Annotated in this window: 21 protein-coding genes and 1 tRNA gene; 12 read left to right on the forward strand and 10 right to left on the reverse strand. The window is 72.5% G+C overall.

Annotation, left to right across the window (positions count from 1 at the left end):
* Positions 1-81: 81 nt before the first annotated feature.
* Entirely contained in the window at positions 82-1,074 is a 993-nt protein-coding gene (locus tag ACI6PP_RS09465; protein ID WP_421111090.1) for a hypothetical protein, read from the reverse strand.
* 83 nt (positions 1,075-1,157) lie between these two features.
* Here ACI6PP_RS09465 and ACI6PP_RS09470 point away from each other — a divergent pair, with 83 nt between their 5' ends.
* Complete coding sequence (locus tag ACI6PP_RS09470; protein WP_421111092.1) at positions 1,158-2,030, forward strand: alpha/beta fold hydrolase; 873 nt, start codon at positions 1,158-1,160, stop codon at positions 2,028-2,030.
* A 3-nt stretch (positions 2,031-2,033) separates the two neighbouring features.
* On the opposite strand, the gene ACI6PP_RS09475 is transcribed toward ACI6PP_RS09470, so the two are convergent.
* The 4 genes from ACI6PP_RS09475 to ACI6PP_RS09490 all read right to left on the reverse strand — a co-directional run bounded on the left by ACI6PP_RS09475 (position 2,034) and on the right by ACI6PP_RS09490 (position 4,895).
* Positions 2,034-2,105 (reverse strand) — tRNA-Val (locus tag ACI6PP_RS09475).
* A gap of 165 nt (positions 2,106-2,270) precedes the next feature.
* The gene (locus ACI6PP_RS09480; RefSeq protein WP_421111094.1) at positions 2,271-2,732 is read right to left on the reverse strand and encodes a peroxiredoxin; all 462 of its coding nucleotides are present in this window, start codon (positions 2,730-2,732) and stop codon (positions 2,271-2,273) included.
* Between the two features lie 21 nt (positions 2,733-2,753).
* Complete coding sequence (locus ACI6PP_RS09485) at positions 2,754-4,382, reverse strand: AMP-binding protein (protein ID WP_421111095.1); 1,629 nt, start codon at positions 4,380-4,382, stop codon at positions 2,754-2,756.
* Between the two features lie 84 nt (positions 4,383-4,466).
* Positions 4,467-4,895, reverse strand: coding sequence for a DUF3052 domain-containing protein (locus ACI6PP_RS09490; RefSeq protein WP_421111097.1), 429 nt, complete (start codon positions 4,893-4,895; stop codon positions 4,467-4,469).
* Between the two features lie 226 nt (positions 4,896-5,121).
* Here ACI6PP_RS09490 and aceE point away from each other — a divergent pair, with 226 nt between their 5' ends.
* Both aceE and ACI6PP_RS09500 read left to right on the forward strand, forming a co-directional pair.
* Positions 5,122-7,884: a pyruvate dehydrogenase (acetyl-transferring), homodimeric type gene (gene aceE, locus ACI6PP_RS09495; RefSeq protein ID WP_476712929.1), complete on the forward strand. Its 2,763-nt coding sequence runs from the start codon at positions 5,122-5,124 to the stop codon at positions 7,882-7,884.
* Positions 7,885-7,952: 68 nt separating this feature from the next.
* On the forward strand, positions 7,953-9,047 hold the full coding sequence (locus ACI6PP_RS09500; RefSeq protein ID WP_421111098.1) for a phosphatase PAP2 family protein: 1,095 nt from the start codon (positions 7,953-7,955) through the stop codon (positions 9,045-9,047).
* Between the two features lie 3 nt (positions 9,048-9,050).
* Here the strand turns inward: ACI6PP_RS09500 and ACI6PP_RS09505 are convergent, their stop codons facing one another.
* On the reverse strand, positions 9,051-10,007 hold the full coding sequence (locus ACI6PP_RS09505; RefSeq protein ID WP_421111100.1) for an alpha/beta fold hydrolase: 957 nt from the start codon (positions 10,005-10,007) through the stop codon (positions 9,051-9,053).
* 123 nt (positions 10,008-10,130) lie between these two features.
* On the opposite strand from ACI6PP_RS09505, the gene ACI6PP_RS09510 reads away from it, so the two are divergent.
* The 7 genes from ACI6PP_RS09510 (at position 10,131) to ACI6PP_RS09540 (ending at position 17,247) form a co-directional block, all read left to right on the forward strand.
* Positions 10,131-11,324 carry a PucR family transcriptional regulator gene (locus ACI6PP_RS09510; protein WP_421111102.1) on the forward strand — a complete coding sequence of 398 codons (1,194 nt, stop codon included), beginning with the start codon at positions 10,131-10,133 and terminating at the stop codon, positions 11,322-11,324.
* 80 nt (positions 11,325-11,404) lie between these two features.
* Entirely contained in the window at positions 11,405-12,592 is a 1,188-nt protein-coding gene (locus tag ACI6PP_RS09515) for an acyltransferase domain-containing protein (protein WP_421111104.1), read from the forward strand.
* Complete coding sequence (locus tag ACI6PP_RS09520; protein ID WP_421111105.1) at positions 12,589-13,596, forward strand: beta-ketoacyl-ACP synthase III; 1,008 nt, start codon at positions 12,589-12,591, stop codon at positions 13,594-13,596. The genes ACI6PP_RS09515 and ACI6PP_RS09520 overlap by 4 nt, the downstream gene beginning before the upstream one ends.
* Before the next feature lie 79 nt (positions 13,597-13,675).
* Positions 13,676-13,921: an acyl carrier protein gene (locus tag ACI6PP_RS09525; protein WP_476712930.1), complete on the forward strand. Its 246-nt coding sequence runs from the start codon at positions 13,676-13,678 to the stop codon at positions 13,919-13,921.
* A 52-nt stretch (positions 13,922-13,973) separates the two neighbouring features.
* The gene (locus ACI6PP_RS09530; RefSeq protein ID WP_421111107.1) at positions 13,974-15,215 is read left to right on the forward strand and encodes a beta-ketoacyl-[acyl-carrier-protein] synthase family protein; all 1,242 of its coding nucleotides are present in this window, start codon (positions 13,974-13,976) and stop codon (positions 15,213-15,215) included.
* A 10-nt stretch (positions 15,216-15,225) separates the two neighbouring features.
* Positions 15,226-16,665 (forward strand): acyl-CoA carboxylase subunit beta, encoded by a 1,440-nt coding sequence (locus tag ACI6PP_RS09535; protein ID WP_421111109.1) that lies wholly within the window; start codon positions 15,226-15,228, stop codon positions 16,663-16,665.
* 57 nt (positions 16,666-16,722) lie between these two features.
* On the forward strand, positions 16,723-17,247 hold the full coding sequence (locus tag ACI6PP_RS09540; RefSeq protein WP_421111111.1) for a hypothetical protein: 525 nt from the start codon (positions 16,723-16,725) through the stop codon (positions 17,245-17,247).
* A gap of 123 nt (positions 17,248-17,370) precedes the next feature.
* Here the strand turns inward: ACI6PP_RS09540 and ACI6PP_RS09545 are convergent, their stop codons facing one another.
* Complete coding sequence (locus ACI6PP_RS09545) at positions 17,371-17,871, reverse strand: DUF3145 domain-containing protein (protein WP_421111113.1); 501 nt, start codon at positions 17,869-17,871, stop codon at positions 17,371-17,373.
* Between the two features lie 138 nt (positions 17,872-18,009).
* Here ACI6PP_RS09545 and ACI6PP_RS09550 point away from each other — a divergent pair, with 138 nt between their 5' ends.
* Positions 18,010-18,315: a GNAT family N-acetyltransferase gene (locus ACI6PP_RS09550; protein WP_421111115.1), complete on the forward strand. Its 306-nt coding sequence runs from the start codon at positions 18,010-18,012 to the stop codon at positions 18,313-18,315.
* A gap of 365 nt (positions 18,316-18,680) precedes the next feature.
* Positions 18,681-19,526, forward strand: coding sequence for an iron uptake transporter permease EfeU (efeU, locus tag ACI6PP_RS09555; protein WP_421111117.1), 846 nt, complete (start codon positions 18,681-18,683; stop codon positions 19,524-19,526).
* Here the strand turns inward: efeU and ACI6PP_RS09560 are convergent.
* From ACI6PP_RS09560 to efeO, 3 genes are read right to left on the reverse strand one after another with little or no spacing between them, the layout of a single operon-like run.
* Positions 19,489-19,917, reverse strand: a complete 429-nt coding sequence (locus ACI6PP_RS09560) for a VanZ family protein (protein WP_421111119.1) — start codon at positions 19,915-19,917, stop codon at positions 19,489-19,491. The genes efeU and ACI6PP_RS09560 overlap by 38 nt on opposite strands.
* A complete protein-coding gene (gene efeB / locus ACI6PP_RS09565) occupies positions 19,914-21,200 on the reverse strand; it encodes an iron uptake transporter deferrochelatase/peroxidase subunit (protein WP_421111121.1) in 1,287 nt (428 codons plus the stop codon). Before efeB ends, ACI6PP_RS09560 begins: the two co-directional genes overlap by 4 nt.
* 10 nt (positions 21,201-21,210) lie before the next feature.
* Complete coding sequence (efeO, locus tag ACI6PP_RS09570; protein ID WP_421111123.1) at positions 21,211-22,362, reverse strand: iron uptake system protein EfeO; 1,152 nt, start codon at positions 22,360-22,362, stop codon at positions 21,211-21,213.
* Positions 22,363-22,491: the final 129 nt, after the last annotated feature.

Raw genomic sequence — 22,491 nt, forward strand, 5'->3', positions numbered from 1 at the left:
CCAAGAAGACCACCAAGGGCGGCTTCTACCCCAAGGGCGTCAACGGCGAGGTCAACACCTCCAACAACTGACACGCCGAGCTCATGTCGCGGCCCCCGGCACCGTCTGGTGCCGGGGGTCGCGGCGCGTCGCGTGCCAGGCGAGCGCGGCGAGCACGGCCACGAGCAGCGTCGCCCCGACGTTCACGAGCAGGGTGGTCACCGACCGCCCGCCGTCGACGGGGTCGACCACGAAGCCCCCGAGCGCCCGTGAGAGCAGCACGCCGACGGCCAGGGCCGCGACGTGCCGGTCCGTCCAGGTCGGGCTCCTCCCCCACCGCACGAGTGCGACGGCGAGCAGGACGAGACCGGCCACCGTCGCGACGAGCGCCGGCCAGACGATCGACCAGCCCAGCGCGGACTCCACCGCCGCGCCGACCGCCACCAGGAGCCACGGCGGCGGCGGACGCCAGGCGCGGCGCCCCCGCTCCCCCGTCGGCCACAGCGCGGCGACGAGCAGCGACGCGACGACGGCCGAGGCTCCCACCAGCTGTCCGGTGGACAGCTGCGGACCCTCGGACGTGAGGTGGTCGGCGAGGACGATCCCCGCCGCGGCGAGGTACAGACCGCCGAGCCCGAGGGCCGTCCACGCTCCGAGCCACGGACGACGACCGTCCCGCGACACCACCGTGACGACCGCCAGTGGCGCACCGAACGACGCCACCGTGTGCCCCAGGACGAACGCCACCGCCGCGTACGCCGAGAGGTCGAGCGCCGGGACGTACGTCGGCCGCCACAGGTCGCTCCAGCCCTCGAAGCCCCGGTAGTCGGGGTTGACGACGCTCTGGTCGACCACGACCGCCTGCAGCACGCCCAGCGCCGTGACGAGCAGCAGCAGGGACGGCCAGCCGAGACCCCGGCGCACCACCAGCTCGCGCACCAGCAGCGCGGGGGCGCCGTACAGCGGGGCGAGCACCAGGAGGCCGGCGGCCAGGGTCGGCAGGGCGGCGGCCGAGACGTCGTACGCCGACAGGTACTCCGCGCACACCGGCGACAGCAGCAGGACGGCGAGGACCGGGAGCCAGCGGGTGCGCATGCGGCCAGTCCAGCACCGGCGGTGCCCACCCCGCCACGGCCGGAAGTCGGGCGGCGGCCGCCGGAAGTACTAGCGTCCCCGGGGTGACCACGGACCTCTTCGAGCACCTGGACGTCGTCGACCTCGACCTCGGTGGGACCACCGTCCACGCCCGGTCCGGCGCCGGTCACGACCCGGTCCTGCTGCTGCACGGCTGGCCCCAGACCCACGCGATGTGGCACCAGGTGGCGTCGTCCGTGGCACCCGACCACGCCGTCGTCGTCCCCGACCTCCGCGGTTACGGTGCCTCGCGCACGACCGGCGACGACCGCACCTTCCGCGCGATGGCCTCGGACGTCGTGGCGCTGATGGACCACCTCGGCCACGACCGCTTCCACGTCGTGGGGCACGACCGCGGCGCCCGCACGGCGCACCGGCTCGCGCTCGACCACCCCGGACGGGTCGCGTCGGTGATGCTCCTCGACGTCCTGCCCACGCTCGACGTCTGGCGCCTGATGGACTCCTGGCTGGCGCTGCGCTACTACCACTGGACCTTCCTGGCCCAGCCCGGCGGACTGCCCGAGCGGCTGATCGGCGGCGACCCGGTCACCTACCTGCACCAGGCGCTCGGCGCCCTCGGGGCCGGGCCCGACGTGCTCGACCCCCGCGCCCTCGCCGCCTACGAGGAGGCCGCGCGCGACCCGGCCGTCGTGCACGGCTGGTGCGCCGACTACCGGGCCGCCGCGCACGAGGACCGCGAGCACGACGCCGCCGACCTCGGCCGCACGGTCGACGTCCCCGCCACCGTCGTGTGGGGCGCGAAGGGCGTCGTCGGTGCCCAGGAGGACCCGCTCGAGCGGTGGCGACGGTGGTTCCCGCGGGCCACCGGCACGTCGGTCGACGCCGGCCACTTCATGGTCGAGGAGCGTCCCGACCTGCTCGTGCCGCTGGTGCTCGAGCACCTGGCTCGCCGCTGAGGGTGGGCGCAGAGGGGATCGAACCCCCGACCGCCTGCTTGTAAGGCAGGAGCTCTACCGCTGAGCTATACGCCCGGGCGACCTGCTGCGCAGGCGCGGCGTCACCCTAGCGTCTGGCCGGGCGCAGCGGGTGGAGCAGGCATAGGCGTGGCCGCTGGCGTCTCGGGTCACCAGCGGCCACACGGACGATCATGACACACCGGGACCGCCGGCGCGAGGGTCAAATGCGAGCAAACGGGCTCACCGGGCGATATCGGCCAAGGCACGCAGATAGGCACCCTGGTCGCGGGCGTCGGGCAGACCGTTGTGGATCTTCCAGCGGACCACGCCGTCGAGGTCGATGACGAACGTGCCGCGCGTGGCGCACCCCCGTCGCTCGTCGAAGACGCCGTACCGACGCGACACCTCGCCGTGCGGCCAGAAGTCGCTCAGCAGCGGGTGCGACGAGCCGAGCTGGTCGGCGAAGTAGCGCAGCGCGAACCGTGAGTCGCACGAGACGGCGAGCACCACCACGTCGTCGCCGCCGAGCCCCTCGACGTCGTCGCGGACGGCGCGCATCTCGGCCGAGCAGACCGGCGAGAACGCGAACGGGTAGAACAGCACGACCACCCGCTTGCGGCCGCGGAACGACGACAGGCGCACACGCTGCCCGTGCTGGTCGTCGAGCTCGAAGTCGGGGGCCCGGTCACCGACGTCGACCACGTGGCTCCCCGTCCCCTCGGCTCAGTCCTTCGACAGCTCGCGCTTGAGCACCTTGCCCGTCTCGTTGCGGGGCAGGCCGTCGATGAAGCGTACGTCGCGCGGCACCTTGTACCGCGCGAGGTGGGTCTTGACGTGGGCCTTGATCGCGTCCTCGTCGGCGTCCTGACCGGCCTCGAGCACGACGTACGCCGCCAGGCGCTGGCCCCACTCGTCGTCGTCCACCGCGACCACGGCGCACTCGGCCACCGCCGGGTGCCGGGCGATGCAGTCCTCGATCTCCTGCGGGTAGACGTTCTCGCCGCCCGAGACGATCATCTCGTCGTCGCGCCCCTCGACGAAGAGCAGGCCGTCGTCGAACCGTCCGAGGTCGCCGGTGGCCATCCGGCCGTCGATCACCGGCTTGGTGTCGCCGTTGGTGTAGCCCTCGAACTGCGCGCCGTTGGAGACGAAGATGCGCCCCGTGCCGCCGTAAGGAACGGGCTCGCCGTCGTCGTCGTACAGCGCCACGACGGTGCCGATGGGCGGCCGGCCGGCGGTGCCGGGACGGGCCCGCATCTCGCCGGGCTGGGCGATCGTCGCCCACGCGCACTCGGTGGAGCCGTAGGTGTTGTAGAGGTTGTCGCCGAACGCGTCCATCCACCGGGTGGCGAGGTCGCCGGGCAGCGCGGACCCGCTGGCGGTGACGACCTTGAGGCTGGAGGTGTCGTAGCGCTCACGGACGTCGGCGGGCAGCTCGAGCACGCGCGAGAGCATCACCGGGATGACGACCGCGACCTCGCACCGCTCGCGCTCGACGGCGGCCAGGAAGTCCTCGGGGTCGAAGCGGCGCCGCAGCACCAGCGTGGAGCCCAGGAGCATGGCGAGGTTCAGGTGCGCCCAGCCCCAGGTGTGGAACATCGGCGCGGCGACGAGCATGCGGCTCTGGTGCCGCAGCGGGATGCGCGAGACCAGCGCCCCCGCCGCGCTGAGCGAGCCCGACGCACGGTTGGCGCCCTTGGGCGTGCCGGTGGTGCCCGAGGTCAGGATGACGCTCCGCCCCTCCTGCGTGGGGGGCTCGAGGTCGCCGGTGGCGACGCCCTCGACCAGGTCGCCGACGTAGCGCGCCGCCGACGGCTCCGCGTCGTCCTCGCGCCAGGTGAGCAGCCGGGGCAGGTGCGCGGGCACGTCCTCGACCACGGGAGAGAACTCCTGGTCGTGCAGGACGACGACCGGCTGCTCGCGCTCGAGCAGCTCGACGGTCTGCGGCCCGGAGAAGGCGGTGTTGAGGTACAGGATGCGTCCACCGAGGCGCGAGACCGCGATGGTCGACAGCACGAACCAGCGGTGGTTGCGGGCGAGCAGCGCCACCCCGTCGCCCTCGCCGACGCCCTCGCGGGCCAGGACGCGGGCCAGGGCGTTGGCCTGCTCGTGCAGCTGAGCGAACGTCAGGGACCCGGCCTCGTCCTCCACCGCCGCCGCACGGGGCATCCGCGCCGCGAGCGAGGCGAACCCGCCCGCGGGCCCGGTGCCCCAGCGGGTCAGCGCCGCGCCCAGGCGCACGAGCGTCCGCGGGCCGTAGGGACGGACGATCCCCGTCGACGCGAGCGCGGACAGGCTGGACAGGGCCGCACGGGGCCGGGTCGTCCCGGGCCCCAGGAGCTCATGGGTCATGGCGTTCCCACCTGCAGAAGTAAACGGGAGTTACACCATAGGCGGGCAGGGTGTCGCGTCACAACACGTTGCGGGTCACACCGGTCAGCGGCGCTGCCCCTTGGGCGCGGCGAGACGCGTCGCGGCCCAGTCGGCGCCGGCCGACGAGGTCGTCGTGGTCACGAGGCCGGCCACCGGGGCCGCCTCGGCGATGTCGGCGTTGTCGACGTAGCCGTCGCGCCCCACCTTCGGGGTCAGCAGCCAGACGCCACCGCCCTCGTCCAGGTCGCGCAGGGAGTCCACGAGCGCGTCGACGAGGTCTCCGTCGCCGTCGCGCCACCAGAACAGGACGCCGCTGACGACGTCGCCGTACTCCCCGTCGACCAGCTCGTTGCCGGTCACCTCTTCGATCGCCAGACGGAGGTCGTCGTCGACGTCCTCGTCCCACCCCAGCTCCTGGACCACAGTCGAGGGCTCGAAGCCCAGGTGCTGCGCCAGCTGAGGTCCGTCCGCGTCGCGCGCGGTCGCGCTCACCCGTGCCTCCTTGCCTCCTCGACCGAGGGCCGAGGCTCCGCCGCCCGGCCGGGCGGCTCTGGCGGCTCACACTAGCGCCACCACCTGGGGAGGTGGCGCACTTCGTCCCAGATTCGGCCCGCCGCGGTCCTACCAGTCGGTAGGGATGAAAGGTGGCGGGCGCGGTGACAAGATCGATGTGGGCCGCATCACGCCGCGGCCCGACCGTCGCACCGGAAGGACGACCGTGGCCACATCGTCGGACCGACCCCCCGTCATCCACGAGGGGCTGCCCACCCAGCTGCCCGACATCGACCCCGACGAGACGACCGAGTGGGTCGACTCCCTCGAGGCGATGATCGGCGAGCGCGGACGCGACCGCGCCCGCTACGTGATGCTGCGCCTGCTGGAGCGCGCCCGTGAGCGCAACGTCGGGGTGCCCGCCCTGCGCAGCACGGACTACATCAACACCATCCCGCCCGAGCGCGAGCCGTGGTTCCCCGGCAACGAGGAGATCGAGCGCCGCATCCGGGCGTACATCCGCTGGAACGCGGCCGTGATGGTGTCGCGGGCCAACCGCCCCGGTCTCGGCGTCGGCGGCCACATCGCGACGTACCAGTCGGCGGCGAGCCTGTACGAGGTCGGCTTCAATCACTTCTTCCGGGGCAAGGAGCACCCCGGCGGCGGCGACCAGGTCTACATCCAGGGCCACGCCTCCCCCGGCATCTACGCCCGGGCGTTCCTCGAGGGGCGGCTCGAGGAGTCCCAGCTCGACCGCTTCCGCCAGGAGGTCTCGCACGGCGCCGGCCAAGGCCTGTCGTCGTACCCGCACCCGCGGCTGATGAGCGACTTCTGGGAGTTCCCCACCGTCTCCATGGGGCTGACGGCGATCAACTCGATCTACCAGGCGCGCTTCAACCGCTACCTGCAGCACCGCGGCGTCAAGGACACGAGCGACCAGCACGTCTGGGCGTTCCTGGGCGACGGCGAGATGGCCGAGCCCGAGTCGCTCGGCGCCATCGGCGTGGCCGCCCGTGAGGAGCTCGACAACCTCACGTTCGTCGTCAACTGCAACTTGCAGCAGCTCGACGGACCCGTGCGCGGCAACGGCAAGATCGTCCAGGAGCTCGAGTCGACGTTCCGCGGCGCCGGCTGGAACGTCATCAAGGTCGTGTGGGGGCGCGAGTGGGACGACCTGCTCGCCCGCGACGTCGACGGCGTGCTCGTCAACCAGATGAACCGCACGCCCGACGGCCAGTTCCAGACCATCTCGATCGCCGACGGCGCCTACGTCCGCGACACGTTCTTCGGCGCCGACGAGCGCCTGGCGAGGCTGGTCGAGCACCTCAGCGACTCGCAGATCGAGAAGCTCCCCCGCGGCGGCCACGACTACCGCAAGGTCTACGCCGCGTTCAAGGCCGCCACCGAGCACGTCGGGCAGCCGACCGTGATCCTGGCGCACACCGTCAAGGGCTGGACGATCGACTCGCTGGAGGGTCGCAACGCGACCCACCAGATGAAGAAGCTCACCAAGGACGACCTGAAGAAGTTCCGCGACCGGCTCTACCTGCCGATCAGCGACGCCCAGATCGACGACGCGGACGTCGCGCCGTTCTTCCACCCCGGACGCGACCACGAGCACATCCAGTACATGCTCGACCGCCGCAGGCAGCTCGGCGGGCCGGTGCCGCGCCGCGTCAACCGGTCGGCGCCCCTGACGCTCCCCGGCGACGACGCGTACGCCGAGCTGCAGGCCGGCTCCGGCAAGCACCCCATCGCCACGACGATGGCCTTCGTCCGGCTGCTGCGCGACCTGGTGAAGGACCCCGAGATCGGCCACCGCATCGTCCCGATCGCCCCCGACGAGTACCGCACCTTCGGCATGGACTCGATGTTCCCCACCGCCAAGGTCTACAGCCCGCACGGGCAGACCTACGAGTCCGTCGACGGCAAGATGCTGCTGGCCTACAAGGAGTCCGAGCGGGGCCAGCTGCTGCACGAGGGCATCAGCGAGGCCGGTGCCATGGGCTCGGCGATCGCGGCCGGCGGCTCCTACGCCACGCACGGCGAGCCGATGATCCCGGTCTACATCTTCTACTCGATGTTCGGCTTCCAGCGCACCGGCGACTCGATCTGGGCGATGGCCGACCAGCTGTCCCGCGGGTTCCTCGTCGGCGCGACGGCCGGCCGGACCACGCTCACCGGAGAGGGCCTGCAGCACGCCGACGGCCACTCGCCGCTGCTCGCGGCCTCCAACCCGGCCGTCGTCCACTACGACCCGGCGTGGGGCTTCGAGATCAGCCACCTCGTGCGGTCCGGGCTGGCCCGGATGTACGGGTCGACCGACGAGCACCCGCAGGGCGAGGACGTGATCTTCTACCTGACGGTCTACAACGAGCCGGTCGTGCAGCCACCTCAGCCCGAGGGCATCGACGTCGAGGGCATCCTGCGCGGCGCGTACGTGTTCCGCCGGGCCCAGCTCGACGACGAGCACGCCCCGCGCGTGCAGCTGATGGCCTCGGGCGTCGCGGTGCCGTGGGCGCTGGAGGCCCAGCAGGTGCTGGCCGACGACTACGGCGTCGCCGCCGACGTGTGGTCGGTGACGTCGTGGAACGAGCTCAACCGCGAGGCCGTCGACGTCGAGCGGTGGAACCTCAACCACCCCGACGCCGACGCGCGCGTCCCGTACGTCACGTCGCTGCTGGCCGACGCCCCCGGACCGGTGGTCGCCGTCAGCGACTTCATGCGGGCCGTCCCCGACCAGGTCTCGCGGTGGGTGCCGCAACGGTGGCAGTCGCTCGGCACCGACGGGTTCGGCTTCGCCGACACCCGCGCGGCCGCCCGTCGCTTCTTCCAGGTCGACGCCGCCTCGATCGTGGTGAGCGCCCTGCAGACGCTCGCCGCGCAGGGCGACGTGAAGCCCGCCACGGTCGTGGAGGCCTACGAGCGCTTCTCGCTGGGCGATCCCACCGCCGTCGCGGGCGTCCCGCAGGAAGGGAGCGACGCCTGAACGCCCGGTGACCGGCAGGTGATCGTCGCGCGGCGCGCCGGGTTGCCCCGCGCCGTTAGGATGCCCCTGTGGTTACCCGGGAAGAGACGCGTGCGGGGGGTCCCGCCGGGGCCTCGTTCCTCGCTCGCGCACGCGCATGGCCGTACACGTTCTCCGTCGTCTTCTCGGCGGTGGTGCTGGCGGTCACGCTGACGTCGGCGCAGCTGCTCGACCTCCCGCTGCGCGACCCCGAGGGATTCCTCGGCCCGGCCTACGTGCGTCTGCCGGTCATGGGCCTGTCGTTCGTCGCGGGCGGCATCTTCCTCCAGGCGCTGTGGCGCGCCCGCTCGTGGCGCGTGTGGCCCGAGGCCGTCGCGATCGTCAGGAACGAGTGGACCTGGCGGCGCCTGGGCTACATCGCCACCGGCCTGATCATCTTCTACATCTGCTACGTCTGCTACCGGAACCTCAAGAGCTTCCTGCCGTTCGTCCGTCCCGACACGATCGACGACCACTGGCTGTTCCGGGTCGACTACTTCCTGATGTTCAACCACCCGCCGGAGCGGATCCTGCACGGTCTGCTCGGCACCGACTACGCCGCGCACGTCCTGGCGTTCGTCTACGTCAGCTACCTGATCGTGGTGCCGGCCTCGCTCGCCGCGATGCTGGTCTGGAGCCGCGACCTGAGCCGCGGCGCCTGGTACGCCACCGCGCTCTGCCTGAACTGGATCCTCGGCGTCTGCAGCTACTACATCTTCCCCTCGCTCGGCCCGGCGTTCTCCGAGCCGCAGCGCTACGCCGACCTCGCCGAGACGTCGGTCACCGGCCTGCAGCGCAGCCTGTTCTCCGCCAGGATCGACGTGCTCGACGACCCGTGGGGCACCGAGAAGATCCACGGCATCGCCGGGTTCGCGTCGCTGCACGTCTCGGTGGTGTTCACCGTGTGCATCTTCCTGCACCGGATCGGCGCCCACCGCTACCTGCGACGGTTCGTCTGGGTGTACTTCGCCCTGACGGTCACCGCCACGATCTACTTCGGCTGGCACTTCATCGCCGACGACGTCGCGGGCGCGTTCATCGCCTGGCTCTCGGTCTACATCGGCGCGATCGTCACCGGCAACGCGTCGGTGTCCGCCCGCAACCGCAAGCGCGAGGCGGCCGGGCTGGCCGAGGGATCGGCCTGAGCCTCAGGCGGTGACGCTCGCCGTCACCGTGGAGAGCTGGGCGCGGTCGCCGCGCTTGAGCATCTCGCGCCAGCGGCCGCGGTGGTACCGGGCCGGGGCGTGGCCGTCGACGAAGTCGACCAGCGTCCGGGCGAACCGCTCGGGGTGGTCCTTGTGCGGGAAGTGGCCGGAGTCGGCGAACACGTGCACCTCGGAGTCGGCGACGTGGGTCGCCGCGGTGAAGGCGTGCCGGGCGGGGATGACGTGGTCCTGCTCGCCCCAGACGACGCAGAGCGGGACCAGCTGGGCCAGGTAGGCCCGGTCGGTCATCGACAGGATCTGCCCGCGCCAGTCGACGACGTGGCTGGTGACCGTGCGGATCGCCCGTCGCCCGTCGGGGTCGCACATCGCCGAGTAGACGTCGGCGACCTCGCCGAGGTCGCGCGTGTAGGACGAGCCGGTGGCGGCCAGCGCCCGCAGGGTCCCGCGGACGAACGGGCGCAGCGGGGCGGCAGCGGCCGCGGCGGTGACCAGGGCGGCGCCGGGGACCGTCAGGGCACGGATGAGCGGCGAGACCTCGGCGCCGAGGCCCCCGGGGGCGACCAGGCAGATCCGCTCGGTGCGCTCGGGGAACTGGTAGCCGAACTGCATGGCGACGCCGCCGCCGAAGCTGTGGCCGACGACGGTGACGCGGTCGATGCCGAGCACCGTCAGCAGGTCGCGCATGCCGTTGGCGTAGCCGGCGATCGAGTAGTCGCCCTGGGGCTTGTCGGACGCCCCGTGACCGAGCAGGTCGGGCGCGAGGACCGTGAAGTGCCGGGACAGCTCGGGCAGCACCGGCAGCCAGGTGCTGGAGTCGCACCCCAGGCCGTGCAGCAGCAGGAGGACGGGACCCTCGCCGGCCATCCGGTACGCCCGGCGGTGCCCGTGGACGACCACCTCGCGCACGGCGAACGGGTCTGCGGCACGTGCGACGTCCATCGGAGCTCCCGAGGTCGGCGCCGGTCGCCCCATGCAGCCAGCGGTCGACCCACGATAACCGCACGTCCACCCGACGGCAGCCGGACGGACACACTCGGACGGCCCTCGCCCTAGGCTGGCGGCGTGGAGCAGGTCGAGCGGGAGCGGTGGGCGGAGGTCCTGGAGGGGTCCCTCGGCGAGCTGACCACGTCGGCGATCGCCCGGATGGACGCGACGCTCCCCTGGTACGCCGCCCTCGACGCGCAGCACCGCTCGTGGATCGGCGCGATCGCGCACGGCGGCATCTCGGGCATGATCGACTGGCTGCGCTCGCCCGCGCCGTCGTCGGACGCGACGACCGACCCGTTCGGCAGCGCGCCCCGGGCGCTGGCGCGCGTCGTCACCCTCCAGCAGACCGTCGCCATGGTGCGCACCACCATCGACCTGGTGGAGTCCAAGGTCGAGGACCTCTTCGACCCCGCCGACCACGACCCGATCCGGCTCGAGATCGCCCTCTACGCCCGTGAGCTCGCCTTCGCCGCGGCGGACGTCTACGCCCGCGCCGCCGAGGCCCGGGGCGCCTGGGACGCCCGCCTGGAGGCCCTGGTGGTCGACTCGGTGCTGCGCGGCGAGACCGACGAGACGATCTCCTCGCGGGCGGCCGCCGTGGGTTGGTCGGCCCGGGGCGCGGTCGCGGTCGTCATCGGCGACGCCCCGACGAGCACGCCCACCGACGGCGGCACCGGCGGCGTCGTGGAGTCGGTGCACCGCGCCGCCCGGCTCGCCGGGCTCGTGGCGCTGTCGTCCGTGCAGGGCGACCGGCTCGTCGTCATCCTCGGCGATGTGGACGACCTCGACAAAGCCGGGACGAGCGTCGCGGGGAGCTTCGGACCCGGCCCGGTGGTGGTCGGGCCGCGCGCCGACGACCTGCGCACGGCGTACCGATCGGCCCGCTCGGCGACCGCCGCCTGGCGCTCGGCGAGCGCCTGGGTGGGCGCGCCGCGCCCCGTGCAGGCCGACGAGCTGCTCGTCGAGCGCTCCCTGGCCGGCGACGGCCACGCACGCCGGGCCCTCGCGCAGGACGTCTACCTACCCCTGACCAGGGGTGACGCACCTCTCGTCGACACCGTGCGGACGTTCTTCGACTCCGGTGCGTCCATCGAGGGCACCGCCCGCGCCCTCTACGTGCACCCCAACACCGTGCGGTACCGCCTGCGCAAGGTCGCCGAGGTCACCGGCCTGCGCCCCACGCACCCCCGCGAGGGCTACACCCTGCGCATCGCCCTGACGCTGGGGAGGCTCCTGCGTCCCGAGAGCGCCGACGACGCCGACTTGTAGGAACCCCACAACAAAGTGGTTGCGGATTTCGTCGGGTCGACGAGCGCACGAACCGGCGCGTAACCGCCAGGGTGGATCTCGTGCTCGTGATCGTCGCCCCCGGCCAAGGTGCCCAGACACCCGGCTTCCTCACCCCGTGGCTCGAGGACCCGTCCTTCGCGGGCCGCCTCGAGTGGCTGTCCACCGTCGCCGGCCTCGACCTCGCCCACTACGGCACGCAGGCCGACGCCGAGACCATCCGCGACACCGCCGTGGCCCAGCCGCTGCTCGTCGCGACCGGCATGCTGTCGGCCCTCGCCCTGTTCCCCCACCCCGGCGACGCGTTCCAGTCCGTCGGCGCGGCGGCCGGGCACAGCGTCGGCGAGATCACCGCGGCCGCCGGCCTGCGCGTCATCACCGCCGAGCAGGCGATGGTGCTGGTGCGTGAGCGCGGCAAGGCGATGGCCGAGGCCTCGGCCCGCACGCCCACGTCGATGACCGCCGTGCTCGGCGGCGACCGCGACGAGGTGCTCGAGAGCCTGGAGCGCCACGGCCTCACCGCCGCCAACGACAACGGTCCCGGTCAGGTCGTCGCCGCGGGCACCGTCGAGCAGCTCGAGGCGTTCGGCGACGACGCCCCCGCCAAGGCCCGTCTGATCCCGCTCAGCGTCGCCGGCGCCTTCCACACCGAGCACATGGCCCCGGCCGTCGAGCACCTCGGCCGCCTGGCCCGGTCGGTCTCGACGCACGACCCGCGCACCAAGCTGATCTCGAACCGCGACGGCCACGTCGTGCACGACGGCGACGACGTCCTCCGCCGCATCGTCACCCAGGTGGCCAACCCCGTCCGCTGGGACCTGTGCATGGACACCATGCGCGAGCTCGGCGTCACCGGCATCCTCGAGGTGCCGCCGGCCGGCACGCTCACGGGCATCGCCAAGCGCGCGCTCAAGGGCGTCGAGACCTTCGCGCTCAAGACCCCCGACATGCTCGACGACGCACGCGCGTTCGTCGCCAACCACGCCGAGGGCGCGTCGGAGATGGACGCGAGCCCCACCTGGCGCCTGCTCGTCTCGCCCGCCAAGGGCACCTTCGCGCTCGACCCGGCGCTCACGTCGGGCGCGGTGCTCTCCGCCGGCCAGACCGTCGGCGTCGTCACCAGCCTGCGCGACCAGATCCCGGTGAGCGCACCGCACGGCGGCACCGTCGTCGAGCTCCTCGTCGAGGAGGGCGACCCGGTCGCACCCGGCATGCCCCTCGTCCGCCTGCACCCGGAGGCCGGCCAGTGACCACGCTCCGTCCCCGCCCCGCCGACCGGTTCAGCAAGGTCACCGGCGTCGGCGCGTACCGTCCGCGCCGCCTGGTGCCCAACTCCGAGATCGTCGACAAGATCGACTCCAGCGACGAGTGGATCCGTACCCGCTCGGGCATCGAGACCCGCCGCTTCGCCGGCGACGACGAGACCGTCCAGTCGATGTCGGTCGCCGCGTCCCACCAGGCGATCAAGCAGGCCGACCTCGACCCGTCCGACATCGACTGCGTCATCGTCGCGACCGTCTCGCACCTGATGCAGACCCCCGCGGTGGCCACGATGATCGCCGACGAGCTGGGCTGCACGCCCGCCGCGGCGTTCGACATCTCCGCCGCCTGCGCCGGGTTCTGCCACGGCGTCGGCCTCGCGTCCGACATGGTGCGCGCGCGCACCGCCGAGCACGTGCTCGTGGTGGGCGTCGAGAAGCTCTCCGACATCACCGACCCCCACGACCGCGGCTCGGCGTTCATCTTCGCCGACGGCGCGGGCGCCGTCGTGGTGAGCGCGTCCGACGTCGCGGGCATCGGGCCCACGGTCTGGGGGTCGGACGGCTCCAAGCACGACCTGATCACCATGACGCAGGCCTGGGACCACGTGTGGGATGCCGAGGAGGACGACCGCACCTGGCCCACGCTGACCATGCAGGGCAACGCGGTCTTCCGCTGGGCCTCCTACGAGATGGCCAAGGTCGCCCGCGAGGCGATCGAGGCGGCGGGCATCACGCCGTCCGACCTCGACGCGTTCATCCCGCACCAGGCCAACAACCGCATCACCGACACCATGATCAAGGCCCTCGGACTGCCCCCCACGGTGGCCGTGGCCCGCGACATCATCGACGCCGGCAACACGTCCGCGGCGTCGGTCCCCCTGGCCATGGAGCGCATGCTCGCCGACGGCCAGGCCCGCAGCGGCGACACCGCCCTGCTCATCGCCTTCGGCGCAGGCCTCGCCTACGCCGCGCAGGTCGTCACGCTCCCTTGACCTGCACCACGGCGCGGGACTCCTCCCACGCCGGCACCACCACGACTCCCCTCCCGGGACACCCGAAAGGACGCGCCTGATGGCCACCACCGAAGAGATCCGCTCCGACCTCGCCGAGATCGTCAACGAGGTCGCCGGCATCCCCGCCGACGACGTGCAGCTCGACAAGTCGTTCACCGACGACCTCGACGTCGACTCGCTCTCCATGGTCGAGGTCGTCGTGGCCTGCGAGGAGAAGTTCGACGTCAAGATCCCCGACGACGAGGTCAAGAACCTCAAGACCGTCGGCGACGCCGTCGCGTTCATCGAGCGCGCCCAGGCCTGAGCCTCACCACCCCGTCGCCGCCACACCCGAGAACGCGAAGAGGAATCGATCGATGAGCCAGACCCGCATCGTGGTCACCGGACTGGGGACGACGTCCCCCGTCGGCGGTGACGTCGCCAGCACCTGGGAGGCGCTCCTCGCCGGGCGCTCCGGCGTCGCGCCCCTGGAGCAGGACTGGGCCCAGGAGCTGCCGGTGAAGATCGCGGCCGAGGTCGCGGTCGAGCCCACCGAGGTGCTCGAGCGCGTCAAGGCGCGTCGCCTCGACCGGTCCTCGCAGTTCGCGCTCGTGGCGGCGATGGAGGCGTGGGCCGACTCCGGCCTCGCCGACGGCGGCGTCGACCCCGAGCGGCTCGGCGTCTGCCTGCCCTCGGGCATCGGCGGCGTGCAGACGCTGCTGTCGAACTACGACGTGCTCAAGGAGAAGGGCCCGCGCCGGGTCTCCCCGCTGTCGGTCCCGATGCTGATGCCGAACGCGCCGGCGGCCAACGTCGGCCTCTACGTCGGCGCCAAGGCCGGCGTCCAAGCGCCGGTCTCGGCGTGCGCGTCGGGCAACGAGGGCATCGCGATCGGCATCGACCAGATCCGTCTGGGACGCGCCGACGTCGTCCTCGTCGGCGGCACCGAGGCGGCCATCCATCCGCTGCCGATGGCCGCGTTCGCCCAGATGATGGCGCTGTCCAAGCGCGAGGGCGACCCCACGGCCGTCTCGCGCCCGTGGGACACCGGCCGCGACGGCTTCGTCCTCGGCGAGGGCTCGGCGGTGCTCGTCATCGAGTCCGAGGAGCACGCCAAGGCCCGCGGAGCGAAGATCTACGCCGAGGTCCGCGGCGCCGGCATCACCGCCGACTCCCACGACATCGCCCAGCCCGACCCCGAGGGTCGCGGCGGCGCCCGTGCGATCAACCGCGCGCTGCTCGAGTCCGACCTGTCGCCCGCGGACATCCGGCACGTCAACGCCCACGCCACGTCGACCCCCAAGGGCGACGTCGCCGAGGCGATCATGCTGCACGCCACCCTCGGCAAGGCGGTGGAGGACGTCGTCGTCACGAGCACCAAGTCGATGACCGGCCACCTGCTCGGCGGGGCCGGCGCGCTGGAGTCGCTGGCCGTCGTGCTGGCGCTCCACCACCGCGTGGTTCCCCCGACGATCAACCTCGACGACCTCGAGCCGGGCGTCGACCTCGACATCGCCACCAAGCCCCGCGACCTCCCCCAGGGCGACTTCGCGGCGCTGAACAACTCCTTCGGCTTCGGCGGCGCCAACGTCGCCGTGGCGTTCTCCACCTACGCCTGAGGCGGACCCGATGACCACTGCCACGCCCGAGACCAAGGCGAAGCCCGCCAAGCTCCCCCGCGAGGAGGACCCGCGCAACCCGAACCTGCGGCTCGCGGCCCTGTTCGACGAGGGCTCCCTCGAGCTCATCACCGAGGACGACCTGTCGGGCATGCTGTCCGCCATCGGCACGGTCGGGGGCACCAAGGTCGTCGCGTTCTGCTCCGACGCCACCGTCATGGGCGGGGCGATGGGGCACGACGGCTGCAAGGCCGTGGTCGCCGCGTACGAGCGGGCGATGCTCGAGCAGGTCCCGATCATCGGGCTGTGGCACTCCGGCGGCGCCCGGCTGGCCGAGGGCGTGCTCTCGCTGCACGCCGTCGGCGAGATCTTCCACGCCATGACCAAGGCGTCGGGTCGCATCCCGCAGATCTCGGTCGTGCTCGGGCCCGCCGCGGGCGGTGCGGCCTACGGCCCCGCGCTCACCGACATCGTCATCCTCGGCCCCGAGGGCCGGATCTTCGTGACCGGCCCCGACGTCGTCCGCTCGGTGACGGGCGAGGACGTCGACATGCTGCGCCTCGGCGGCCCCGAGCCGCACGGTCGCCGCTCCGGCGTCGTCCACGTGCTCACCGACTCCGAGGCCGAGGCCATCGACCGGGCGAGCGTGCTGGCCCAGCTGCTCGGCAACCAGGGCACACTCGTGCCCGGCGACGTCGAGGACATCGACCTCGCCCGCTCGCTGCCGGAGTCGGTGCGGCGCGCGTACGACGTGCACCCGCTCGTCGACGACCTGCTGGACGACGGCGAGGTCGTCGAGCTGCACGGCCGCTGGGCGCCCAACATCACCACCACGCTGGGCCGTCTCGGCGGACGCACGGTGGGCGTCATCGCCAACAACCCGCTGCGTCTCGGTGGCTGCCTGGACTCGCTGTCGGCCGAGAAGGCCTCGCGCTTCGTGCGGATGTGCGACGCGTTCGGCGTGCCGCTGGTCGTCGTCGTCGACGTGCCGGGCTACCTGCCGGGCGTCGGCCAGGAGTGGGACGGCGTCGTCCGTCGCGGCGCCAAGCTGCTCCACGCGTTCGGCGAGGCCACCGTGCCCCGCGTGACCCTGGTGACCCGCAAGTCGTACGGCGGCGCGTACATCGCGATGAACAGCCGCTCGCTCGGCGCCACGCGCGTCCTGGCCTGGCCGGGCGCGGTCGTCGCGGTCATGGGCGCGGTGGCCGCGGTGCGGATCCTGCACCGCCGCCGGATCGCCGAGGTCGAGCCCGACATCCGTCCGCAGGTCGAGGCCGAGCTGGCCGCCGAGCACGAGCGGATCGCCGGTGGCGTCGACAAGGCCGTCGAGATCGGCGTGGTCGACGAGATCGTCGAGCCGTCGCACTCGCGCCGGCGGATCGCCGAGTCGATCGCCGCCGAGCTGGCCTACCCGCCGGTGCGCGGCCAGCACGGCAACATCCCGCTCTGAGAAGGCTTGTCCGGGCTGCCATGATGGGGTCGTCGCCTGGGTGGGAGGAGCCGTCGCGTGGAGTTCAGCCGTAGGACCGACGCGGGCCGCCGCAACCAGCTGCTCGTCAAGGTCGTCGTGGGGCTCGTGCTCGTGGGCGCGGCGATCGGCGTCTTCGTGGGCATGGTGAGCGCCACCGTCCTCGACGCCGTCGGCATCAAGGCCACCGACCCGCCGCCACCCACCCCGTCGGCGTCCGCGTCGGCCGCCCCCTCGGCCGCGGCCAGCGTGACGCCCACGGCTGCGCCGACGACCGAGGCCCCGGCCCCGCGTCCCCAGCCCCGCATCGAGGCCTCCCCCACCGACGCGTCACCGGGCGAGCGCGTGACCCTGAGCGGCGCCTTCCCCGACCTCGACGGCGGCACCGCCCTGCAGGTGCAGCGTCAGGAGGGCGGCAAGTGGACCGACTTCCCGGTCAACGCCCGCACCAAGGACGACGGCACCTTCTCCACCTACATCCTCACCAGCCGCGCCGGCGAGCAGCAGTTCCGGGTGTCCGCGGGCGAGACGGCCACGCCCCCCGTCACGATCACCATCGGCTGACAGCACCGGTGTCGGGCCGATCTGAGTGGTCAGGCGCCCGCCGGGCAAGGCGCGGACGGTGAAGCTGGGCCGGGTTTGCCCTGCGAACCGGCCGCAACGCCGCCAGGCGGGATGCCAGGGCGCTCAGATCACTTGGTGGAGCCACTTGACGGGGGCCCCGTCGCCGGCGTGGCGGAAGGGCTCGAGCTCGGCGTCCCAGGGGGCGCCCAGCAGCTTGTCGACCTCGAGCTCGAGGGTGGTCTCGCCGAGGGCGGCCTTGACCATGGCGGCCTTGAGGCGGTCCTCGGGGATCATGATGTCGCCGTGCAGACCGGTGACGGCGTGGAAGACGCCGAGGTCGGGCGTGTAGGAGTAGCGCGCGCCCTCCGAGCCGGCGGTGGGCTCCTCGGTGACCTCGAAGCGCAGCTTGCCCCAGTCGCGGAGGGCCGACGCGATGGATGCGGACGTGCCGACCTTGGCCTGCCACGAGAACTCGCACCGGTAGGTGCCGTGGGCGGCGGGCTGCGGGGTCCACTGCAGCGGTGCGGGCATGCCGAACACGCCGGCGACTGCCCACTCGATGTGAGGGCACAGTGCCGACGTGGCGGCGTGGACGTACAAGACGCCCCGGGTGGCGGTGCTCATCTGTGCCTCCTGGATCGAGAGTCGCCTTCCCCAGCGTTCCTCGGCCCCTCGGGCACACACGAGCACCGGCCCGTTGCGACCATCCTAGCCACATTCGCCCGGCTCGTGCCACGCCTGTGGGCGTGTCACGCTGGGAGCGTGCAGACACAGGTGACCCACGTGCCCGACGCGTCCCGCTTCGACCTCCTGGTGGACGGCGAGCGCGTCGGCCTGCTCGACTACGCCCGCGACGGCGACACCTGGGCGCTGACCCATACCGAGGTCGATCCCTCCCTCGGTGGACGCGGTCTCGGCGCCACCCTCGTCCTCGGCGCGCTCGAGGCCATCGACGCCGAGGGCGGCTCGGTGCTCCCCCTGTGCCCGTTCGTCCCTCGCGTCCTCCGCGACCACCCCGAGCACCTCCACCTCGTCCCCGAGGCGCAGCGCCCCCGCTTCGGCCTCTAGCCCTCCCCCCTCCGCCCGCCCCGCTCCGCCCTCCCCCGACCGCCGAGTGGCGCAAGTTCGGGGTCGACACGCGGTGGCCGGCCCGAACTTGCGCCACTCGGGTCGGCTTCTGCGCCACTCGACGGGACGGCCCGCACCGGCGACCACGCCCGATCCGCAGGCGACGTCGAGCTCCCGCCGTCGTCGCTCGTCGCGTCCCTGACGTCGAGTGGCGCAAACGTGCGGACGAGTGGCGCAGATCCGGGGTTCCTGACGGCGTGTCGGCCCGATCTTGCGCCGCTCGGCGTGAAGGGGCGGCGAGGGGAGGGTAGGCTGCCCTGGGTCACGGCGGGACTTCTCCTGCTCCCGGCGAGAGGCACCAGGCGATGCTCGGCAACTTCCTGATCGGCTTGCGCGAGGGCCTCGAGGCCAGCCTGATCGTCAGCATCCTGATCGCCTACCTGGTCAAGAGCGGGCAGCGGTCGGCGCTGCGCTACATCTGGGCCGGCGTCGCCGTCGCCCTGGCGCTCAGCATCGGTGCGGGCGCGCTGCTCGAGTTCACCTCGCGCGACATGACGTTCGAGCAGCAGGAGCTGCTGGGCGGGTCGCTGTCGATCGTCGCGGTCGGGTTCGTCACCTGGATGGTGTTCTGGATGCGCGGCGCCGCGCGCGGCATCAAGGCCGAGCTGCAGGGCCGGCTCGACGACGCCCTGCGCCTCGGGCCGCTGGCCCTGGTGTCGGTGGCGTTCCTCGCGGTCGGCCGCGAGGGTCTGGAGACGGCGCTCATCCTGTGGGCCGCGTCCGACACCGCCACCAACGGCACCACGCCGCTGCTCGGCGCGCTGCTGGGCATCGGCGTCGCGGTCGCGCTCGGCTACCTGCTCTACCGCGGCGCCCTCAAGATCAACCTCGCGGTGTTCTTCCGCACCACCGGCGCGCTGCTCATCGTGGTCGCCGCCGGCGTCCTGGCCTACGGGGTGCACGACCTCCAGGAGGCCCGGTTCCTGCCCGGCCTGAACGACCTGGCCTTCGACGTCAGCAGCACCATCGACCCGTCGGGGCTGGTCGGCACGATCCTCAAGGGGACGATCAACTTCCAGCCGAACCCGACCGTGCTGCAGGCGGTCGTCTGGGTGTTGTACCTGGTGCCCACCATGGTCCTGTTCCTGCGTCCGCCGAAGCAGAAGGCCCCGGTCAGCGCGACGGCCGGCGCCGCCGGACAGCCCGGCTGAGCACCCACGCCAGCACCAGCCCGACAGCCGCGCCCGTCACGTTGGCCGCGACGTCCGACACCGACGGCGTGCGTGCCGGCAGGAACGCCCCCTGGACGAGCTCGATGACGGTGCTCAGCGCCGCCGCGACGGGGAGCCACGCCCACCAGCGCCAGCGGGGCGCCGCGAGGCTGCCGAGCAGCGTCAGGGGCACGAACAGCAGCACGTTGGTGACGACCTCGACGCTGCCGAAGGTCGCCAGGCCCGCCGGGACGCCGTTGTCGCGCAGCGCGGCGAGGATGTGCTCGATGCTCGAGCTGGGCAGCCCGTTGGACGGCTCGAGGACGATCACCGCCACCACGGCGAGGTAGAGCACCAGGGCCGCGGCCGCCAGCCGCGACGTCCAGGTCATCGAGCGAGCAGGGCCTGACCCCAGTACCCGTCCGCGGTCAGCCCGCCGGGGCACGCGAACACACCGGACCCGACGTGCGTGACGTACTCGTTCATCAGGTCGTTGGACGGCCCGGCCAGCGAGCGCTGGATCGGGACGAACCCCGTGGCGGGGTCGTCCTGGAAGCAGATGAAGAACAGTCCCGCGGCCAGCTGGCCGAGGTCGTCGTTGCCCTCCACGAAGTTGTAGCCGCGACGCAGGATCTGCGCGCCGCCGTTGAAGTCCGGGTGCGCCAGCCTGACGTGGGACTTCAGCGCGATCGCGGGCTCGCCGTCGGCAGCCTTGGCGTCGAAGTCGGGCTCGTCGAGCTCGTCGCCGCCCGACATGGGCCCGCCCGAGCCCTTGGTGCGGCCGATGATGTTCTCCTGGCCGGCGAGCGACTCGCGGTCCCAGGTCTCGATCCGCATCATGATCTTGCGGTTGACCATGTAGCTGCCGCCGACCATCCAGTCCTGGTCGGCGTCGTCGCCCACCCAGACGTGCTCGTCGACCACCCGGGTGTCCTCGGACTTGATGTTCGCCGTGCCGTCCTTGAAGCCGAACAGGTTGCGCGGCGTCGCCTGCGCCCTCGACGTCGACGACGTGCGCCCGAAGCCGAGCTGGGAGTACCGGATCGACACCACGCCGAACCCGATGCGCACCAGGTTGCGGATCGCGTGGACGGCCACCTGCGGGTCGTTGGCGCACGCCTGGACGACGATGTCGCCGCCGCTGACCTCCGGACGCAGCCGGTCGCCGCTGAACGCGGGCAGGTCGACGAGCGCCGCGGGACGCTTGGCGGCCAGCCCGAAGCGGTCCTGGCCGTCGGCGGTCTCGAACAGCGACGGCCCGAACCCGATCGTCAGGGTGAGGGCCGACGGCGGCAGGCCCTGGGCCTCGCCGGTGTCCTCGGGCGGCACCTCGGCGGGTCCGGCGACCGAGCCGAAGTCGCCGACGTCGTTGCCCGAGCACATCTTGCGCGCGGCGGCCGTCCACTCCTGCAGCAGCGCGTCGAGCTCGTCGCGGTCGGTGGTGACGACGTCGAACACGGCCAGGTGCAGCCGGTCCTGCGCAGGCGTGGTGATGCCCGCCTGGTGCCTGCCGTCGAACGCCACCGGCATCGCGGCCGGGTCGGGGGCGGCGGACGGGGTGTCGGCGGTGGCCGAGCGGGTGACGTAGCCGAGCCCCCCGCCGACCGCGAGCGCGCCGGCACCCGCCCCGCCCAGCAGGGCGCGGCGGGACAGCCCGGGACGTCGCTCGGTCACGGTCGCGTCCTCACTGGCTCGCGGCGATGACGCCGGCGACCTTGCTGATCGGCTCGCTCAGCGCGGCGACGCTGTCGGAGAGCTCCTTGACCTGCGGCTGCGTCAGCTCGTCGTAGAAGACCCAGGAGCCATCGGCCTTCTGGTACTGGTTGAGCTCCTTGTCGAGCGCGGCGAAGCGGGTGTCGAGCTGCTTGACGAGCGCGGGGTCCTGCTTCTCCAGGACGGGGCGCAGCGACGAGATGGCCGCCTGCGAGCCCTCGATGTTGGCCTTGAAGTCCCACAGGTCGGTGTGGCTGAACTCGTCCTCCTCGCCGGTGATCTTGCCGGTGGCGACCTCGTCGAGCAGGCCCTTGGAGCCCTGCGCGAGCTGCAGCGCCGTCAGCGGCTGCTCCTTCGAGCGCTTGACGACCTCCTTGACGTTGGCCAGCAGCTGGTCGGCGTACGGGCCCATGCCGTCGGTGTCGTTCTCGACCCAGAGCTGCTTCTCGATCCGGTGCCAGCCGGTGAAGTCCTGACCGGGCTCGACGTCGGGCTCGCGGCCGTCGGTGATCGGGTCGAGGTCGCCGAAGATCTCCGCGACGGGCTCGATGCGCTCCCAGTAGGTCCGTGCGCGCGGGAACAGGGCCTTGGCCTCGTCGACCTTGCCCGCCTTGACCGCGTCGGTGAACTTGGTGGTCTCGGTGACCAGCGCGCCGGTCTGGCTCTGGACGTAGCGCGAGTAGCTGCGGGCCGCGGCCTTGAGCTCCTCGGAGTCCGAGAGCTTCGTGGCGGCCTCACCGCTGACCTTGATGTCCTGACGGATGCCGTCGCCGATCATGCCCGGCTTGCAGGCGCCCTCGTACGTGCCGCGGTCGAGGTCGACGACGAGGTCGCGCGACAGGCCGGGGCCGATGTTCTCGACCTCGCCCATGATCCGGTCGCCCTCGGCGTACACATAGAACTCGGTGGTCTTGTCGCCCTCGTTCTTGACGGTGAACGTGGACGGTCCGGCCTCGAGCGAGGTCTTGCTGACCGTGCACGCGTCGTCGGAGGCCGCGACGGTGACCGCGCCCGAGCTGCTGCCCCCGGCCGCGGGCTCGGGGTCGGTCGCACAGGAGGCGAGGGCGGGCAGCAGGGCGAGCGCGGCGATGCCGGCGCCGAGTCCGCGCAGGGATGCGGTCATGACGGTCCTAGGGGTGCGGCACCGACCCGCGAGTCAGTGAAGGTGAGGCAAACCTCATCAGTGTAGGACGGCACCGGACCTGTCGGTCAACAGGTCCGGCGCGTCCGTCGGTGTGACCCTCGTCCACCC

The organism is Solicola agrisoli (genome assembly GCF_049059935.1).
Lineage (GTDB): Bacteria > Actinomycetota > Actinomycetes > Propionibacteriales > Nocardioidaceae > JAURVT01.

What these genes read in the sequence shown, in the direction of transcription:
- ACI6PP_RS09465 (WP_421111090.1), bottom strand. Translation starts at nt 1,074, where the DNA reads ATGCGCACCCGCTGGCTCCCGGTCCTCGCCGTCCTGCTGCTGTCGCCG.
- ACI6PP_RS09485 (WP_421111095.1), bottom strand. Translation starts at nt 4,382, where the DNA reads ATGACCCATGAGCTCCTGGGGCCCGGGACGACCCGGCCCCGTGCGGCC.
- ACI6PP_RS09505 (WP_421111100.1), bottom strand. Translation starts at nt 10,007, where the DNA reads ATGGACGTCGCACGTGCCGCAGACCCGTTCGCCGTGCGCGAGGTGGTC.
- ACI6PP_RS09525 (WP_476712930.1), top strand. Translation starts at nt 13,676, where the DNA reads ATGGCCACCACCGAAGAGATCCGCTCCGACCTCGCCGAGATCGTCAAC.
- ACI6PP_RS09530 (WP_421111107.1), top strand. Translation starts at nt 13,974, where the DNA reads ATGAGCCAGACCCGCATCGTGGTCACCGGACTGGGGACGACGTCCCCC.
- ACI6PP_RS09535 (WP_421111109.1), top strand. Translation starts at nt 15,226, where the DNA reads ATGACCACTGCCACGCCCGAGACCAAGGCGAAGCCCGCCAAGCTCCCC.
- ACI6PP_RS09545 (WP_421111113.1), bottom strand. Translation starts at nt 17,871, where the DNA reads ATGAGCACCGCCACCCGGGGCGTCTTGTACGTCCACGCCGCCACGTCG.
- efeU (WP_421111117.1), top strand. Translation starts at nt 18,681, where the DNA reads ATGCTCGGCAACTTCCTGATCGGCTTGCGCGAGGGCCTCGAGGCCAGC.
- ACI6PP_RS09560 (WP_421111119.1), bottom strand. Translation starts at nt 19,917, where the DNA reads ATGACCTGGACGTCGCGGCTGGCGGCCGCGGCCCTGGTGCTCTACCTC.
- efeO (WP_421111123.1), bottom strand. Translation starts at nt 22,362, where the DNA reads ATGACCGCATCCCTGCGCGGACTCGGCGCCGGCATCGCCGCGCTCGCC.